This is a genomic window from Endozoicomonas sp. SESOKO4, from assembly GCF_024606275.1.
The window spans coordinates 1-17491 of sequence record NZ_JAHHPS010000527.1 but is presented as its reverse complement, the minus strand read 5'-3'; the positions used below and the strand labels follow the sequence as shown (position 1 = coordinate 17491).

At 48.2% G+C, this 17491-nt stretch carries 15 protein-coding genes and 1 pseudogene; 7 read left to right on the top strand and 9 right to left on the bottom strand.

Annotated elements, in window-relative coordinates; all coding sequences use genetic code 11:
• Positions 1 to 1305: exodeoxyribonuclease I (gene sbcB / locus KDK16_RS10300; protein WP_257275984.1), on the top strand; the 1305-nt coding region annotated here is incomplete at its 5' end.
• Between the two features lie 6 nt (positions 1306 to 1311).
• Here sbcB and KDK16_RS10295 read toward each other — a convergent pair.
• The 3 genes from KDK16_RS10295 to aspA all read right to left on the bottom strand — a co-directional run bounded on the left by KDK16_RS10295 (position 1312) and on the right by aspA (position 4994).
• Positions 1312 to 1821: a response regulator gene (locus tag KDK16_RS10295; protein ID WP_257275983.1), complete on the bottom strand. Its 510-nt coding sequence runs from the start codon at positions 1819 to 1821 to the stop codon at positions 1312 to 1314.
• A gap of 433 nt (positions 1822 to 2254) precedes the next feature.
• The gene (locus KDK16_RS10290) at positions 2255 to 2908 is read right to left on the bottom strand and encodes a response regulator transcription factor (protein WP_257275982.1); all 654 of its coding nucleotides are present in this window, start codon (positions 2906 to 2908) and stop codon (positions 2255 to 2257) included.
• A 649-nt stretch (positions 2909 to 3557) separates the two neighbouring features.
• Entirely contained in the window at positions 3558 to 4994 is a 1437-nt protein-coding gene (aspA, locus tag KDK16_RS10285; protein ID WP_257275985.1) for an aspartate ammonia-lyase, read from the bottom strand.
• Between the two features lie 395 nt (positions 4995 to 5389).
• On the opposite strand from aspA, the gene KDK16_RS10280 reads away from it, so the two are divergent.
• On the top strand, positions 5390 to 7720 hold the full coding sequence (locus tag KDK16_RS10280; RefSeq protein WP_257275980.1) for an inositol phosphate phosphatase SopB: 2331 nt from the start codon (positions 5390 to 5392) through the stop codon (positions 7718 to 7720).
• A 71-nt stretch (positions 7721 to 7791) separates the two neighbouring features.
• Positions 7792 to 8262, top strand: coding sequence for a glycine zipper 2TM domain-containing protein (locus tag KDK16_RS10275; protein WP_257275978.1), 471 nt, complete (start codon positions 7792 to 7794; stop codon positions 8260 to 8262).
• A gap of 42 nt (positions 8263 to 8304) precedes the next feature.
• On the opposite strand, the gene KDK16_RS10270 is transcribed toward KDK16_RS10275, so the two are convergent.
• From KDK16_RS10270 to KDK16_RS10250, 5 genes and pseudogenes are all read right to left on the bottom strand, one after another.
• On the bottom strand, positions 8305 to 9858 hold the full coding sequence (locus KDK16_RS10270; protein ID WP_257275977.1) for a glycosyltransferase family 39 protein: 1554 nt from the start codon (positions 9856 to 9858) through the stop codon (positions 8305 to 8307).
• Entirely contained in the window at positions 9855 to 10661 is an 807-nt protein-coding gene (locus KDK16_RS10265; RefSeq protein ID WP_257275976.1) for a ChbG/HpnK family deacetylase, read from the bottom strand. Before KDK16_RS10265 ends, KDK16_RS10270 begins: the two co-directional genes overlap by 4 nt.
• Positions 10658 to 11025, bottom strand: a pseudogene (locus tag KDK16_RS13600) (GtrA family protein). The gene KDK16_RS10265 and the pseudogene KDK16_RS13600 overlap by 4 nt, the downstream one beginning before the upstream one ends.
• The gene (locus KDK16_RS10255) at positions 11012 to 11980 is read right to left on the bottom strand and encodes a glycosyltransferase family 2 protein (protein WP_257275972.1); all 969 of its coding nucleotides are present in this window, start codon (positions 11978 to 11980) and stop codon (positions 11012 to 11014) included. The pseudogene KDK16_RS13600 and the gene KDK16_RS10255 overlap by 14 nt, the downstream one beginning before the upstream one ends.
• Before the next feature lie 136 nt (positions 11981 to 12116).
• Entirely contained in the window at positions 12117 to 12422 is a 306-nt protein-coding gene (locus tag KDK16_RS10250; protein ID WP_257275970.1) for a hypothetical protein, read from the bottom strand.
• Positions 12423 to 12447: 25 nt separating this feature from the next.
• Here KDK16_RS10250 and KDK16_RS10245 point away from each other — a divergent pair, with 25 nt between their 5' ends.
• The 3 genes from KDK16_RS10245 to KDK16_RS10235 all read left to right on the top strand — a co-directional run bounded on the left by KDK16_RS10245 (position 12448) and on the right by KDK16_RS10235 (position 15050).
• A complete protein-coding gene (locus KDK16_RS10245) occupies positions 12448 to 12759 on the top strand; it encodes a hypothetical protein (RefSeq protein ID WP_257275968.1) in 312 nt (103 codons plus the stop codon).
• A 413-nt stretch (positions 12760 to 13172) separates the two neighbouring features.
• The gene (locus KDK16_RS10240; RefSeq protein ID WP_257275967.1) at positions 13173 to 14015 is read left to right on the top strand and encodes a sulfurtransferase; all 843 of its coding nucleotides are present in this window, start codon (positions 13173 to 13175) and stop codon (positions 14013 to 14015) included.
• A gap of 114 nt (positions 14016 to 14129) precedes the next feature.
• Positions 14130 to 15050, top strand: coding sequence for a M14 family metallocarboxypeptidase (locus KDK16_RS10235; protein WP_257275965.1), 921 nt, complete (start codon positions 14130 to 14132; stop codon positions 15048 to 15050).
• A 96-nt stretch (positions 15051 to 15146) separates the two neighbouring features.
• Here KDK16_RS10235 and KDK16_RS10230 read toward each other — a convergent pair whose 3' ends face one another.
• The gene (locus KDK16_RS10230; RefSeq protein WP_257275964.1) at positions 15147 to 15380 is read right to left on the bottom strand and encodes a hypothetical protein; all 234 of its coding nucleotides are present in this window, start codon (positions 15378 to 15380) and stop codon (positions 15147 to 15149) included.
• Positions 15381 to 15751: 371 nt separating this feature from the next.
• Here KDK16_RS10230 and KDK16_RS10225 point away from each other — a divergent pair, with 371 nt between their 5' ends.
• A complete protein-coding gene (locus tag KDK16_RS10225; protein ID WP_257275962.1) occupies positions 15752 to 17113 on the top strand; it encodes a class II 3-deoxy-7-phosphoheptulonate synthase in 1362 nt (453 codons plus the stop codon).
• The last annotated feature ends 378 nt before the right edge of the window (positions 17114 to 17491 follow it).

Sequence of the window (17491 nt, the reverse complement as noted above, 5' to 3'; positions counted from 1 at the left end):
CTCAATATATTTTGCAAGCTACCCCGGGATCATCTGGCGCATCCCATGGCCTGTCTGGTCACCGGTTTGACACCACAGGCAGTCAACGAAAGGGGTATGGTTGAGCCGGAGTTTATTCGTCAGATTCATACCGAGTTGATGCAACCCGGAACCTGTGGCGTTGGCTACAACACAATTCGCTTTGATGATGAAGTGACTCGTAACAGTCTTTATCGAAACTTTTATGATCCCTATGCCAGAGAGTGGCAGAACGGAAACAGTCGCTGGGACCTTATTGATCTGGTGAGATTAACAGGAGCGCTGAGGCCTGAAGGTATAACCTGGCCCAAAAGAGAAGATGGTTTTAACAGTTACAAGCTGGAGGACCTGACTCAGGCGAACGGGATTGATCATGGTGACGCTCATGATGCTTTGTCAGATGTGAGAGCAACCATAGCGATGGCACGTCTGATACGTGAGCGGCAGCCCAGGGTCTTCAACTTTATCCTGAACCTCCGTAATAAGAGGGAGGTTTTCCAGCAGTTGAATCTAACAAAAAAAGAGGCTGTTGTTCATGTCTCCGGTATGTTTGGTGCTGACAGGCATTGTCTTGCTGTTGTGATGCCTCTCGCCATGCATCCCATCAATCGCAATGGGGTGGTAGTCTTTGACTTGTCTGTCTCTCCTGAAGTGCTGATGGACTTGTCGGTGGCAGAGATACAAGAGCGTTTATTCTCTCCCGCCAAAGAAGGACAGGAAAGGATTGCGCTGAAAGTGGTGCATATCAATAAATGCCCGGTGGTGGCTCCCTTGAAAGTACTCAGGCCTGAGGACCAGCAACGGCTGGGGATCGATCTGAATCTGAACTTAAAGAACAGGGAATGGCTGCTGCAGCATCCACAAGTGATGCAGAAGGTTCAGCAGGTATTTGACTCGGTGCCAGAAAAGGTTTCCAGCGATCCGGATCAGATGATCTATTCGGGTGGTTTTTTCTCAGAAGAAGATAAAGAGCGGATGCAGGTGGTCAGGTCTTCGGAGTCTTCCAGTCTGGTGAGACTGGGCTTTTCTTTCGATGATGCTCGATTGGATGAAATGTTGTTTCGTTATCGTGCACGACATTATCCAGAGACACTGGATGTCGAGGAGTTGGATGCGTGGGAATCATATCGAAAGTTGCGATTGTCTGACGGTGACAATCGGATTCTGGGCTATGGCTCGTTTTGGCAGGCTATAGATGAAGCCCGGGGGGTGGCTTCGATCGCACAGCAGGTTCTTCTTGATGAGTTGGCCGATTACGTCAGGAAGCTGGAATCATCTGTGAGTTGAAATGAATCAAACAGCAGCGGCTTCTCCTCCCCCTCCGATCACCTGGTTAAAGTGTTCAGCAAGTCGGCCATAAATAACGGGCTTTTCGATGTAGTCAACAGCCCCTGCCTTAATGGCCGCTACGGCAGTATGCACATCATTATGGTGTCCCAGAACGATGAAAGGAATATCATATTCATCCTCGTTCAGGGCCTCCAGAAGCTTTATAGCTTCTTCACTTTCTTTCTCATTCTCAGCAATGATGCAGTCAGGCTTTCTGCTCTGAATGGCCATCAACAGTTCACTGCTGTTGCTGAAGCATTCCAGTAGCATTGACTTCTCATCACACAGGCCGCGGATGGTGTCGGTAACATTTGTATCCTGTTCCAGTAGATACACGGTAGCTTTTGTTGCCAAGCTCATAGGGGCAGCCTTGATGGTCAATTCAATAACAATACTTGAGTCTTTTGCCGAGACGCCAGCTTCCGTAAGGCAATCAGGTAACCTGCCAGAAGGTGGAGAATCTGTTGTACTCATGCTCTGAAAGAAAGACCTGCTTTCTTAACACAGGGCATTTGTATCCAGCAGAGCGTTACCAGCAATGAAAGAAAAACTTTAGTCGCCATAAGGTAGATGATTTTTCTGAAATAATCGCTTTTTTGTTAATAAAGTATTCAGGTACCCTTGGTAGCCAAAAAAGTTTCGGTCATTTAAGAAAAATTGATCACTGTCTTCAGCTCTCTCAAAGCGTAATAGGAGTTTAGGATTAGACTCAAAATTGCTGAATGGAGGGATGTACTAGACGTTGTACGGGGACTACTTAAAAGGCGGCGCAAGGCTTCGCAGGGAATGTGGAGATAATTGAGAGGAGAGGTACAAGCGTGCAATGGACTGACAAGACACTGTGCAGACCACTAAAAGGAGGGTATGGACCCGGGGCGTTATCCATACAAGACGCCCCGGATTAAGGTCAGGCCTTGAAGTAAAATTCGCCTTCCAGGTGCTCTTTAACCTGCATAACCTGACGCACAAGGTGGGCCAGGGATTTGGTGCCCATTTTTTCCATCACACGAGAGCGGTGGATTTCTACCGTTCTCTGGCTCAGGTTGATGTCAGCAGCGATAACCTTGTTCGCCTTGCCTTCAACAACATGATGAAGGACTTCACGCTCACGGTCAGTTAGTGTGGAAAGACGACGAAGAATTTCTTTGTGCTCCAGCAGCTCACGACGCTGCTGCGCATCGAGTTTCAAGGCATCGTTAATCAGATCCAGAAGCTCCTGGTCACGGAACGGTTTCTGGATAAAATTCATTGCGCCATCCTTGATAGCCTGAACCGCCATCGGCACATCGCCGTGTCCGGTAATGAAAATAATAGGCAGAATGCAGTGCATTTCATTGAGCTTGCTCTGAAGCTCAAGCCCGCTCATTCCTGGCATACGAATGTCCAGAACGATGCATCCCGGACGGTTTTCATCGTAGACTTCCAGAAACTCGGCTGGGGAAAAAAAAGCCTCTACTGTCTGTCCAACAGACTTCATCAGCATTTTCAGCGAATCACGCACAGCCTCGTCATCGTCGATGATGAAAACGGTGGGCTCCTGCTTCATATCCTGTTGCTGCATAACGACTCCACTGTAACTGTATAAAAGTTGCCGTAAACGGATTAGTAATCAAACGCCGTCAGGCAGGAGAAAATTTGCGAAGGTAGAACCACATCATTCATTTTGTTACATGCTTAACGGCTGTGGAATTCGATCTCAGTGTAGCAGAGGTTTCTAACAATGCCTTGGAGTAACAATACGTCACGCTACTAATCTCTGTACCGTTTGATGCCTCTTTGACAGCATACACTAAGTGGGCTGCTCTGCCTGGATTTCGCTGGACGGCTTCTTGCGTACTTCAACCCAGTATACTGAGCTTTGATTATTGGATGTCCGATATTTCCAAGTCGTAATTACGTTTGAATGGTTTAGATAATTTCGCTTTCTACTGATCGCCTCACGGAATACGCAATCTTAATGAAAAAAATATACATTCCAAGTGGTAAATCTACTGTAAATGTACATTAAGTATGGGTAAGTATGCAGAAGGGGAGGTTTTGTGTGATACAACGGTGTGATGCTTCCCATTCCCCAGAGAGGGTCAGCGAACAGAGAATAAATAAACCGCACCGGCAGCAGTGCGGCTTTTCATGCGTCATTTGTCTTGTGTCTTGTGTCTTGTGTCTTGTGTCTTGTGTCTTGTGTCAATATAGACGACTGATTTTAACGATCAGTGTACCTTGCTGCTCAGGTCCAGTGGCGCAATCATGTTTTCTGGTTTGAGGATTTCGGCCAGTTGCTCATCCGTCAGCAAGCCTTCTTCCTTAACCAGGTCTACTACACGACGACCGGTCTTCAAGGCCGTTTTGGCAATACGGCTGGAGTTCTCGTAACCCAGATAGGGGTTAAGAGCGGTGACCAGGCCAACAGAGTTGTAGACATAATCCATACATATATCTTTGTTAGCAGTGATGCCCTTAACGCAGCGATCGGACAGCATGAACATACCGTTGGTGAGTTGCTGGATGGATTCCAGAATTTTGTAAACCAGTACCGGCTCAGCGTAGTTTAGCTGCAGCTGGGCTGCTTCAGAAGCCATGGTTACTACCAGATCGTTGCCAATAACGTGGAAAGCGATCTGGCTCATGGCCTCAGGAATAACCGGGTTAACCTTGCCTGGCATGATGGAAGAGCCAGGCTGCATTTCAGGCAGGTTGATGTCATTAAAACCACACAGAGGGCCGGAGGAGAGCAGTCGCAGGTCATTACTCATTTTGGACAGCTTTACGGCCATTCGCTTCAGGGCGCTGGAGAAAATGACAAAAGCGCCCATGTCAGAGGTGGCTTCTACCAAGTCACCCGCCAGAATCATATTCTGGCCGGAAATCTCAGACAGGTACTTAACTGCTAAGGGTGCGTAACGGTTGTCGGCAGTGATACCCGTACCAATAGCAGTACCACCCAGGTTGATTTCGCACAGCAGCTTGGCCATATCCTTGATACGGTCAATGTCTTCACCAATGGTGGTTGAAAAAGCACGGAATTCCTGGCCCAGCGTCATAGGCACGGCATCCTGCAGCTGGGTACGACCCATTTTCAGAACGTCCTTAAACTCTTCTGCTTTGACATCACAGGCGTTCTTCAGACTCTTGGCGGCTACAACCAGTTCGTTGTGCTTCAATACCATGGAAAGACGCATGGCCGTTGGGTAAACGTCATTGGTAGACTGAGCCATGTTGACGTGTGTGTTAGGGTGCAGGTGCTCGTATTGACCACGACGATATCCCATTAGTTCCAGTGCGCGGTTGGCAATGACTTCGTTGGCATTCATGTTAGTGGAGGTTCCGGCACCACCCTGAATCATGTCAACGGTGAACTGGTCATGCAGTTTACCGGCAATAATTTCGTCACAGGCGTCCGCGATGGCGTCGGCTTTCGCTGCGTCCAGCATTCCCAGATCACGGTTGGCCAGTGCGCAGGCTTTCTTAACCATGGCCAGGGCTTTCGGAATGTTAGAGAAGTGGTTCAGTGTGACACCGGAAATGTTGAAGTTTTCCAGGGCTCGCTGAGTCTGGATGCCATAGTAAGCCTCCCGGGGTACAGGGGCTTCACCCAGCAGATCATGCTCGATGCGGTATTCGTTCAGATCAGTATTATCCAGTGCCATTGATGTATCACCACTAAAAAGGAATATCGGCAACAAAAGGTGTGGAGTCTGGTTAACCACCACCTCAAAGAACAAGGGTTAGTCTGTTCCTGCTTAGAACATCCGGCAATATGAAATTCTACTTATCAAACTATTACAGATCTCATCATGAAAGGTCTTAACGGGCATTAACAGGTTATGAGCTTCGCCTTTGGCTATTCTTTTATATAGAGTTTCAAGGGCTTATTGCTAATGTTACTGAAACATATTCCAGGTTTGCTCTTCAACCCGGAAGCGAATGGTCTCAGATTCGTTCCCGGTATAATCAGACAGCCCCTCTAACGAAACTGGTTACGGTCTTTTTCCGGGAATCTGGACCGAAGACGGAATTTATACTCGACTAAGGAGTCAGTGCAATGGATGGCAGCAAGCTCCCAACGGGTCTTCAGCCCACATCAATGAACCCTCACGCAGCAGCGCCAGATGTCGGGGAAACGGAAAAGGTCGGGCGTAGCCGTCGTCAGAACAGAGTGGTCAAATCCATCAGGAATGTTCTGAAAAAGTTGTCAGGACTGGCTAAACGGACGCCTCGTGATGCTCCGATACAGCAGAGACAGGTTGCCATAGTCAGGCAGCCCGAACCCTGGAGGGTGTCTGGCAATACCCGCCCCCCGGCTCAGGCAGACAGCATTTTCAAACAGCAGGGCTATGTCTTTGACGAGGTGACAATGGATCAGGGTGACAAGCCTGAGGTTCAAAGGGCTTATCAGCAGGCCAGAAATCAGTATGAGAGTGCGGCCGTCTCTGTAGCGAAAGAAGTGCTCAGTGAAGCCCGGCAACAGACGGATAGTGGTGAGCTGATTCTGGCAATGAAAGAGTTCATCCAGCAGCATGAGCAAAAGATTCATCAGGACTATGAACCCGTAACGAAAGAGATGTTGGATGATCTTCGGAAGCTCCCTCATAAACTCCTCAACGAATTATCTCTGAGAAATGTCGATAGAGAGGTTGCTGGTGAAGTGTTCAAGATGCATCTGCAGGAAAGCAGGGATACCCAGACCCTTTTAAATCACTACCAGATGCCCGTGTCCGATGCTGAGGTGGCTGTTCCCGGCAGTACTCATGACCACAAAGAGTTTTTCAAGTTACAAAAGCTACAGTTTGATACCGCCAGAGAGGTTCTGAATAATAAACTTCAGTCGGCCCGGGGCGAGGGGGATAAAGAGGTTGCGGCGCGATTGACCAATCTTGATCGACAGCTATTGAATGAGTTAGGACGACTTCAGCAAACGGTTCAGTTAAAAGGCGATGAACCTGTCAGCAAAGAAGAGATGCGCAAGGCCAACGAAGATTATCCGAAAATGCTGCAGGATGCCCTGGTGTCAGCAGGGGTTGATAAACAAACCGTGGCCAGCGATTTCGAGGCGGCTTATATCAACCAGTTAAATAATCGTTCCTGGAAAACGACAGAAAAATCTTTTTCTCAGGCTGGTATTGAATTCATTTCCAGGCAGCAGCCTGCGGCTGAAATCAGAGTGCCTGAGTCTGTAAAGGGTGAAGTATCCCGCCTGTATGATATTGACTATGAAGGTCGTGGGGTCGGCTGTCTTGATTCCACCAATACAGATCATGCCACAAGCCTGAATCGCAGTGATTTTTCGATTAATAATAGCAATGTCTATACTGGCATACGGCATGGGATTGCTGATCCCTATGGTGTCAAAGGGAATCCGGATCTCAGGGCTGAAGGGGGGAAAGCGAGGGTCAAGGAAATCCTGCTTTCGGCCCTTGCAACCCGGCCTGATATTTTTGAACAAGCTCTGGCAGCAGCAGAAGGAGGGCCAGTTCCGACCCTGATGACGACTTCCACTTCTCTGGTCACTACCGGTCTGGGTTCTGGAAAAGAGAGAAAAATCCAAAAAGCTCAGAATGAAGCTTTCAAACACTTTACCGATCCTGCAAAGCAACCTGTTACACTAGAACTTCCGGGGGCTGATGGACAGACCCGAACCATCAAACTTAATTTCAAACAGGCACGCTTTAACATTCCTGTAAACTGGGGTGGGGTGGGTGGCGCTTCTCTGTTAACAGGTGGGCGATCTTTCCAGAAAAAAATGAACGATCCTGCTATGGAAATGCTGGTGGGCAAGTCAGATAAAGCGGGCATTCAAGGGGGGATGGCCGGTGAATTTCTCAGTAATATCTCAAAGAAAGGTGAGGCCATCATGGCGCAGGCCAGGGGCGCCGAAGCGGCTGGTGATAGAAAAAAAGTCTCTGAACTGAATGCTCAACTGGATCAGTTAAAAAGGGATGCTCGATCAGTAGAGGATCTCACTGCCCAGATTAAGTCGATCTATAAAAAAGGTCGGCACTACCATCATCATCATGATGCCTATAAACTGGCGTGCAGAGTAGCCCTGTTGACTCATAAAGTGGGGGCTGTGCCAATATCCAATTGCAAAAGCGGTAAAGACAGAACTGGAATGCTGGATGCCGAAATCAAGTTTCTGGCGGCCAGAATTAATCCGGAAACTGGCAAAGTACCTGAGCCTGGGCCTATTTTGGATCCTGCTGACAGAGCCTTGTTCCAGACGATTCTCCGGGAAAGCGGTAATCTGGAAGTTCAGGAACAAAACGTGGGTGTCCGGGGGTATAAAACAGAACATGTTAAATCGATCACCGAAAGAGTTGGTGATCCTGACATTCGTGAAGAAGTCAGAGGGCTTTCCAAAATAGTGCGCTCCTGAGGAATTTTGTCTGTATGGCGCGGTCTAAGCTGGATGGGAAACAGAAATCAAACATACCGGGAGACACATTTATGAATAATAGGATCAAACACACAGGGATCGTCTTGCTGCTTTCATTCTCTCTGGCCGGTTGTACGACCGATCAGACAGGGACTACCTACTCTGCTTCTGAAGCGCGTCAAATGCAGACAGTCCGGTTTGGTACAGTAGCTGAATCCAGACTGGTCAAACTGGAAGGTACCCAGGGCGAGGTTGGTACTGTGGCGGGTGCAGCGGTGGGTGGTATTGCCGCTTCCAGTATTGGTGGTCAGCGTGAAAGCGCCATTGCTGCAGTAGCTGGAGCCGTTGCCGGTGGTGTTTTGGGTAATATGGCCGAGAAGAAAATTACTTCTAAGCAAGGGGTTGAGCTGACAGTGAGGCTGGATGATGGCTCTTATGTTTCTGTTGTTCAACAGGTTGACCCTGCGGTTAACTTCGCTGCGGGCGATAAGGTAAAGATCCTTACCCAGGGCACTGCCAGTCGGGTTGTTAAGGTGCAGTGAAGTAAAGGTGGATGGGCTTGCTCAAAGCCCTCTGACAGCTTCTCAGAGGATCTCCTGAGGTCTCAAAAGGTAATACTCTACAAACAGTTTTGGCTTATTATCCACTTTAAATTTGGTCACAGGCTCAAATGCAAAACGTCCCAAAAATTCAGCCTCAGGGTAGTTCTTTTCAAGCCGACGCCTGACCTCTCCTGAGTACCGTTTGCCATCCATTATGACAATGATCCCGCCTTTATTGCGGAAATCTTCTTCTTTCATCCAGAGACTTTCTTCCCGGTTCAGGCCAAAATATGGAATGGTTTTTCGATTGCGGCTATACGCCACCAGTTCAGCAACGTGGTAGTGAAGGCCGCCCAGATAAGGCATGTAACGGTCGTTCTCAGGGTGATCTCCCTGATGTAATGCCCATAATTCTTCCGCTTTTAGCATCTGGGCCCGTAGAGGCGTGAATTCCACCGAATCCCAGTAATCCTCATCAAAGACAGGTTTGAACAGCAAGTAGCTGCATCTCAATGAGACAAACAATAGCCCAGTGAATAAACACCAGAACGCCACTCTCTTGAAACGCTGGTCATCAATCAATGGACGAGTCCAGGCCAGCAATAGCAGGGGCAGCCAGGCAAAGTAGGGGGTAGCCCACCGGGATACGAGCTTTTCACCGGTTATCAGTCCAAACAAGAGTGTAAAAGCGAATGGACCTGTAGCTATGGCGATTAGAAATACTTTTTTGAAGCGATCATAATCGACAAGAAGCTTGGGGGCTCTGAAAAGTGGGATCATTAGAAGGAAAAATACAAGAACATTACCCAGGTTGTTCTTAATAAAGTCCAAAGGAAATATCAGATGATCCCAGTTTGAACCTGTTCCGTAACGATCACTGTCAACGTAGTTTTCTCCCAGATAGCTTACTGCCGCAAATTCATGCTCCCATAGCCAATATAGATGGGGGGAGGCGATGGCCAGAGACAGAATCCCGCCCAACCAAGGGCCAATGGAGGAAAGAGCGAGGTTGCCTTCCCGGGTGATTAAAAGAACAATCAGTAAGGGAACAAACAATACAGCGACCTGATATTTAGTCAGGATGGCCAGTCCTGACATGATTCCAGTCAGCAGCCAATAACCCAGAGATTGGCGGGTCACTGCAAAATAAAAAGTCAGGACAAGAAAGGCCCAGATTGGGTGCTGAAGCGTATCTGGTGTTAGCCTTTCTACCCGGTTGCTGTAAAAGAGAATGCCCTGTAACAGAAAGACCGCCAGCAGTGCGCCTGCCTCGGTTAAATATTCTCTTGCAAGACGCCAGACAGCAATAAAAGCAATCACTACGCTGATCTGGGCAAATAGATAGACAGGCCAGTCGCTGGCGTCACTTAAGTTTGAGGAAAGAGCGGCAGTCCAGGCTGCCAATGGAGGATGTTTTTCATACCCCCATTGCCAGAGATTCCCCCAGGCAATGCCTTCAAGTGTGTCAGAGTGAAGCGTGTTTCTGACTATCCAGGGACCGAGGGTCCAGAAAATTAGCTGGAAAAAGCAGATCAGGCTGAGCCAGCGAAAAGGGTGTTTTATTACCACGGATGAGGGTGAAGAGTCAGCAATCATTGCTTCATTCTGCACAGATCCACTCCTGTTTGTTGACAGCTGTCTGGAAATTGTTGGCTCGATAAATAATCAAATTCTAACTGTCTGGCTTTTGGATGATCGAGTTTTTTTTGTCCCGCGGTTTTACCAGGGTGGCACATGATTAGCCCTCTGTCGTATGAATCAGAGAGCCACGATGACATCAGGGTTGCGTAGTTTACTTCCGGTTTCAGTGAATAAACACCAGCAAAGGAAGTATTGGTATTGATGCCCTGATTGATCAATTCACGGAGTAGGTTCTTACTACCGGAACCTTCAATAATATAGCTTTTCAGTTTTCCACCGTGACGGATAACCGGGGTAACGCTTCTCACCCAGAAAGAAGGTGCGGGCTTATGAGCGTCTAATACCGATAACAGAGCATTACGCACCATGGGCAGGTGGTGTATATGCTGATGGCCATCAACAAAGTCCGGGGCTCTGCCGGTAGCGTCTATAAAATGCTGATATTGCGTCGTTATTTCTTCCACCATTGCAGTCCTGTCCAGCAAGCGAAGATGGCTCCTGATTAATAGCTGATTCAGGCTGGGGAACCCGTCCTTGTAAAAGGAACTGAGGCCTTTTCCTTCTGTTAAATTCAGATGCAGGCCAATATCAACCTTTTCCCGGATGTTCGTCAGGCTTCTTGCCTGCTTTATCCAGTCAGGGCCAGTGACGAGGCAGCTAGTGGCCTGAATTGTGCCCTGACTGGCCAGCTGCAGAATAGCTTCTGATACCCCGGGGTGTATCCCATAATCATCTGCGCACAATGTTATTCTTTTCATTTAAAGGCCCAGTATTTGCTCAGGGTATAAGTGACCAAAGGTATTGTGGCCAAAACGATAAAGCTGGCCATCAGATAATTTAAAGCGGTGTAGGTTAACAGGAGGGTATAAAGCGACTGATTGAGTACAAAGCTGCAGAGTAACTGAACCAGCAGGAATTTCACCAGAGCATTGCGATGAACATGCTGCTTGTGATTAAAAGTCCACAGTGAATGCCCAGGTAGCTTACGACAAAAGCCAGAATGAAAGCGGCAGGGTTGGCCAGCAATGGGGCTAATTGAGTCAGGTCTACCAGAAGCCAGAGGACCCAGAGGTGAACAGCTGCAGCCGCAGCACCGGTGACAATAAACTTAATCGGTCGCATTACTGTCCTTCTGATTTTTGAATCCCAGCTGTCTTTGTATCAGGTACATTGGGCGTTTTTTCACTTCGCAGAAAATACCGGCAATATACTCACCCAGTATCCAGAGAGACAAAAGCTGTATGCCACCGATAAAGGTGATAGCGACAATAACCGTGGGCCAGCCTGGCAGAGGTGCACCGAGAACAAGGGTTCGAAAGATGATAAAGAATGCATAAAAAACCGAGATAAATGAAATAATCAGTCCGAGCCCACCTACAATCCTTAGCGGTAGAGTAGTGAATGCGGTAATGCCTGAAAGAGCCAGACTGGTCAGTTTGCCGTAGCCCCAGCCGGACTGTCCCGCTAGCCGGCTTCTGACCTGAAAGGGTAGGCCTATACTCTTGTAACCCACCCAGGCATAGATGCCTTTCATGAACCGGCTGCGTTCTGGCATGGCTTTCAGGGCATCGACAACGACCTTGTCCATTAGTCGGAAGTCGCCTGCGTGAGCCGGTACATCAATGCCTGTGCTGGAATGCATGATTCGATAAAAAAATTGTGCGCCTTTCTTTTTCAGGAAAGATTCGTTTTCCCTATCTTGACGAACGCCGTAAACCATCTGGTAACCCTGCCGCCAGTAATCAACAAAAACAGGAATCATTTCCAGAGGGTGCTGAAAGTCTGCATCGATCAGAACCACAGCGTCACCGGAAGTGGCATCAATTCCGGCAGTTAATGCGGTTTCCTTGCCGAAGTTTCTTGATAGCTCTACCAGCTTGATCCTCGGGTCATCACAGAATGGCTCGACCAGTTCAACTGTTTTGTCGGTGCTGCCATCATCCACCACAATAATTTCAAAACGCTCAGTGATGGCTTCCAGTTGCTCTTTCAGTGTTTCCATGAACTGACTAATAACCGGACTTTCGTTGAAAACCGGCACCACACAGCTGAGTAAAAATGAGTTATTAACGGGCATCTTGTCTCCGGCTCGATAATTTATAGGGTCATGAGTCTCGCGCCTCATCCTTGAATAGGGAGCGTTACATCCGACTCATGGCTACTTTTGATTGTTATTATTTATCGGCTTGACACTGTTTCCAGTAAGGCTCAATTCATTCAACTGCAGAAAAAGAAAAAGGTTCCTCTTCGGTAAAAATGCCACCTCCATCGTAGTGGCTGATTGAGCACTTCCGGCTCATTCTTGTGGCTATAAATTGAGCAAAGGTCTGCATCCATAGTGGTATGGTGTCAGTGAAAAAGCAAGTCGCGATCATAGTTTGGCAGGACTGAAACAGGATTGGGGATGACTCCTTGTCGTTATCAGAATCTTTTAGCCGGAGCATTCTGTCAGCCCGTGGCACAGAAGCATGACCAATGTCCTGTTGTCTGATAGTGTATAGTCCGGATTGTGAGATCATACACGGACCTTTTGACGGAGTAGCTATGAGAAAGGAGCATCTGATCGCCCTGGTATTTGGCATTGGTATTCTGGCTGTTGCCGCATTGCTTTACCTGATGCAACCCGTTGCTGAGCCCCAGCAGGAAGTTACTAACAGTATACTTGTTGAGACTCCCGTTGAACCCGAGGTAGAAATCAGGGCGCCTGAAGAAGACGATGGCTTCCCTTCGCAGAGCGGTGATGTGACACGGATTATTATTGATGATGAAGCAGAGGATATCAGTGATATTCTGTCTGAGAAGGTTCTGATTAACGACGAAGTGGTGGACCAGAGCGAATTGGATGAAATGGATTAGTGAGATATTTCAGTTGAGGCTTGTTGATTACAAGTTTATGGGTAATATCTCACAAAGCCTGAAGGTTTTTTCCTGCATTCTGTCCACCATTGGGTTGATAGATTGAAGGTGCATGGACAGCGAATTCACACGGATGTGAACCTACCATGGATAAACGGGTAATTGCCCTGAATCTCATCTCAGGGTTCTCGCCCAGCCTTGCCTTTGTTGTGATCAGTTATAAAATCTCCATGAAGTATTCTCATCAGAATGTTTGAGCATTCTCCGGGATAATGGCCCGATGATTCCAGTCATGTTTTTGTTAAAATACAAATCAGATTCACTCCGAAGCTAAATTCAGGTTTTTGGAATAGACTGCGTATCTGACTTATGGCTTATTGGACTCTTACTGAGAGTTCAGATGGATTTATAAGATGTCACCTTTCATAGAACCCGAAATTCTGGAAACCCTGCTCACTGACCCTGAAGTTGTTGTCCTTGATGCCCGCTTTAGTCTCTTTGATCCCACACTGGGGCAGACTCTCTACAGTCAGGGGCACATCCCTGGTGCCCGATACATTGATCTGGAGAAAGATCTTTCTGCAGCGGTAGTTCCCGGGAAAAGCAGCAGGCATCCTCTTCCGGAGCCCGAGGTGTTTGTTGAACGATTGAGAAATCTGGGTATCAGCAAAACAACCCATGTCGTTGTTTATGATGAGGCTGATTATACTATGGCTGCCCGAGCGTGGTGGCAATTGCATTGGGTTGGTGTGAAATCTGTTCAGGTTTTGTATGGTGGCTTCAAGAGTTGGACTGCTGGCTGCTATCCTGTGACGACTGAAACACCTGTCGTTACCCTCTCTGACTTTACGGCTAACGTTAATCACAGCATGACGGTCTCTGCCAATGAAGTTATGGAACAATTGCAAAATCCGGCTTTTCGTTTGATAGATGCCCGCGCTCCTGAGCGTTTTGCCGGAGAGGTAGAGCCTCTTGACACTAAAGCAGGTCATATACCCGGGGCTATCTGTTATCCATTCACTTCAAATATGGATGATTCAGGTTCTTTTCTTTCTGCAGAGCAGTTGCAAAAACAGTTGGGTAATCTGATGGTGGATGGGCTTGACCCTGTGTTCTACTGCGGCTCCGGTGTTACTGCCTGTCATAACCTTCTCGCTATGGAATACGCCGGTTTGTCGGGTGCCAAACTGTATCCGGGTTCATGGAGTGAGTGGATTACCGATGAAAGCAGGCCCATAGCAACTGGTTTGAATTGAAGCTATGTGCAATCCGGTTGAAAGCCTCCGGGGCAGGATGTTCCCGCCACAAGCGACTAATGACTGAACTCTGTATACTGTGCACTTTTCATTGAATGCGCTAAGGGCAGAGAAATGGGCAGCAGTTATAGATTCCCGATTGGTACTCCTGGTCAAAAGTGGGGAGAGGAAGAGCGTAAAACCTGGTATGAACAAGCCACTATTAAACGTGAATACCAGAAGGAAGTTGTGCCCAAAATCATGGCTTTGAAAGAGCACTACGATGTTGAGCAGTATGGTGCCCTGTCCTACGATGTTGAACGTTTTCCCCTTTATGCCATCAAGAGCCGAAACTGGGACTCCAGCAAGCCCGTTGCTCTGGTGACCGGTGGAGTCCACGGATATGAAACCAGCGGAGTCCACGGTGCGTTAAAGTTTTTGGAAGCCGAGGCTCTGAATTTTGTAGATCACTTCAATATCCTGGTGGCGCCTTGTATCAGCCCATGGGGTTATGAAACCATCAATCGCTGGAATCCCAACGCCATTGATCCTAACCGTTCCTTTTATAAAGACAGTCCGGCGGAAGAGTCTGCCAACTTGATGAAGCTGGTGGCGGGTTTGGAGCAGGAGGTATTGACTCACATCGATCTGCATGAAACTACAGATACCGATGAAACAGAATTTCGTCCAGCTCTGGCAGCACGGGATGGTGAAGACTATCTGGAAGGAGGAATACCTGATGGTTTCTATACGGTTGGCGATACTGAAAACCCTGTTCCCGAATTCCAAAAGGCTGTGATTGATTCTGTCAGGCAGGTGACGCACATAGCACCCGCAGATGCTCAGGGCAATATTATTGGTTCCCCGGTGACTCAGGAAGGTGTGATCCACTATCCAATGAAAAAGCTGGGCCTGTGTGGTGGTTTGACAGACTGTAAGTTTGGTACGACGACGGAAGTTTATCCGGATAGCCCAAAAGTGACAGACGAAGAGTGCAATGATGCTCAGGTCACAGCCGTTGTTGGCGGTCTCAAGTATGTGATCGGTCAACTCTGATTGTGAACCGGCGTTTCCTGCTGTCCGCAATGACTGCAGGAAACATCTGCCGCAAACTGGCTCCGGGAAAATATAAACTGACAGGATTCCGGATCATCAGCGCAGCGGAGTCAGCTCGCGAATATCTTTTTCCATGGCCAGCTTACTGACGACCTGATTCTGACTGGTAAAGCCTGTGACAGACATTTTTACTTCGTAGTGGCCTCTCTCTGGAACCAGTTCAGCAGAAAAATTGCTGATCTTCAGACCGTCTTCTGCACTGGAATTCAGTACTTTTTCAAGATTGTCCAGGCTACCTGTGGTGACCAGTCTGAGTTTAAGCACGCTCACTGTATTCTCCTTCTTTTCCCGTGATGTTTTATTCCGCAAGGGCAAAAAAAAAGCCCCCGGACCTTCTCTTGGTGCGGGGGCTGCGTTCTCTGCTTTTCAGCTATCCACGACAGGCCCCGCAGCACATAATAATGCCACGTTTCATCATGGTTTTGGTCACGGATAGCATAGAATTCATCTTGGTTAATGCGCTTGGCTAAATTTCCAGTGCATTGTATATCAAATTTTTCAATTGTGTGTAAAGGCTTTTTACTGAGAGACTCAAAGTCAAAAAAAGCTGCCCGGTTGTCTCAGGTTAGGCTTTATCCATTACTTTCATGTAAAATGACCCGTTATGTTCATGAGGCAATACGACGCCCTGAGAGGAGTAAATGAAACAATGGCAAGTTGATAGCTGGAGAGAAATGCCTGTCATCCAGCTGCCGGTATACCCCGATCAAGATCACCTTCAACAGGTGGAACAGCAGTTGCACCGCATGCCGCCACTGGTCTTTGCCGGTGAGGTAAGGGCTTTGCGCCAGAAGCTGGCAACTGCTACTCAGGGCAAAGCATTTCTCTTGCAAGGTGGTGACTGTGCTGAGAGCTTTCTGGAGTTCTCGGCAGATAATATTCGGGATACCTTCAAGGTCTTGATGCAGATGGCTGTTGTGCTGACATTTGGCGCCAGCTGTCCAGTCATCAAGGTAGGCCGAATGGCTGGCCAGTTTGCCAAGCCCCGCTCGTCAGGTACCGAAGTCATAGAGGGTATTGAGCTGCCGATTTATCGCGGCGACATCATTAATGGTATGGAGGCTACAGCCGAGTCCAGGATTCCAGATCCTCAGAGAATGCTTGATGCCTATCATCAGGCATCATCGACTCTGAACCTGCTCAGGGCTTTTGCCCAGGGGGGGCTCGCATCCCTGGAACAGGTTCATGCCTGGAATCTGGATTTTGTCGCCAGCAGCCCACAGTCTGAGCAATACAGTCATCTGGCCGATCGAATTGATGAAGCGCTTGATTTTATGAAGGCCTGTGGTATTTCTTCCGAGCATTCCAGAGTGATCAGTGAGACTGATTTTTATACCTCCCATGAGGCTCTGTTGCTGCCTTATGAGCAGGCCATGACCCGTCAGGACAGCCTCTCCGGCAACTGGTATGACTGCTCGGCACATATGCTCTGGGTAGGTGACAGGACTCGGCAGGTTGAAGGTGGTCACGTTGAATTCGTTCGGGGTATCAGCAATCCAATTGGTCTGAAAGCGGGTCCAACCATGCCTCCGGAAGATCTGATTCGCCTGATTGATCTGATCAACCCGGATAACGAAGCCGGTCGTCTGAATGTGATTGTGCGTATGGGTGCTGATAATGTTGAAAAGCATCTGCCAGAGCTGATTCGAGCTGTCGAGCGAGAAGGGCGCCAGGTGTTGTGGAGCTGTGATCCCATGCACGGCAATACATTCAAGGCTTCTAACGGTTACAAGACACGTGAGGTCAGCCGAATTCTGCGTGAAGTGAAACAGTTCTTTGCGGTTCACCAGGCAGAAGGCACCTATGCTGGCGGTGTTCACTTTGAAATGACCGGTCAGAAGGTTACAGAGTGCATTGGTGGCTCCCGTGCAGTGACTGAAGATTCTCTGGGTAATCGCTATCATACTCACTGTGATCCAAGACTGAATGCCGATCAGGCGCTGGAACTGGCTTTCATGATTTCCGATACTTTAAAAGACTGTCGTAAATTGCGAGAAAGTTGATCACGATGATTTAGTCGGACAGGGGCCTTCGGGGAGGAGCGGTGAATGGTGTTGTTAATGCCGCCAACTCAGCAAGGAGGGGTTGGTGTTAATGACTTCTTCAATGGCTATCATTAAGCAGGAATCTTCCCGGCTTGGCTAAGAAAGTAACCATCAGCGGAAAAAACACCTTACACTACAAAAGACGTTCTTGAGCAAGTTGAAGGGTGTTCTTTTTTTAGTCGGCTGAATTTTGTGGCAAATACTTTTGTCAAAGGCGAATCATTTTGGTAGATTAGCCGCCGTTCCGTGACGGGGTCTTAAGAGCCTGTCGCGAAAAAAAGACGGGGTATAGCGCAGTCTGGTAGCGCGCCTGCTTTGGGAGCAGGATGTCGGGAG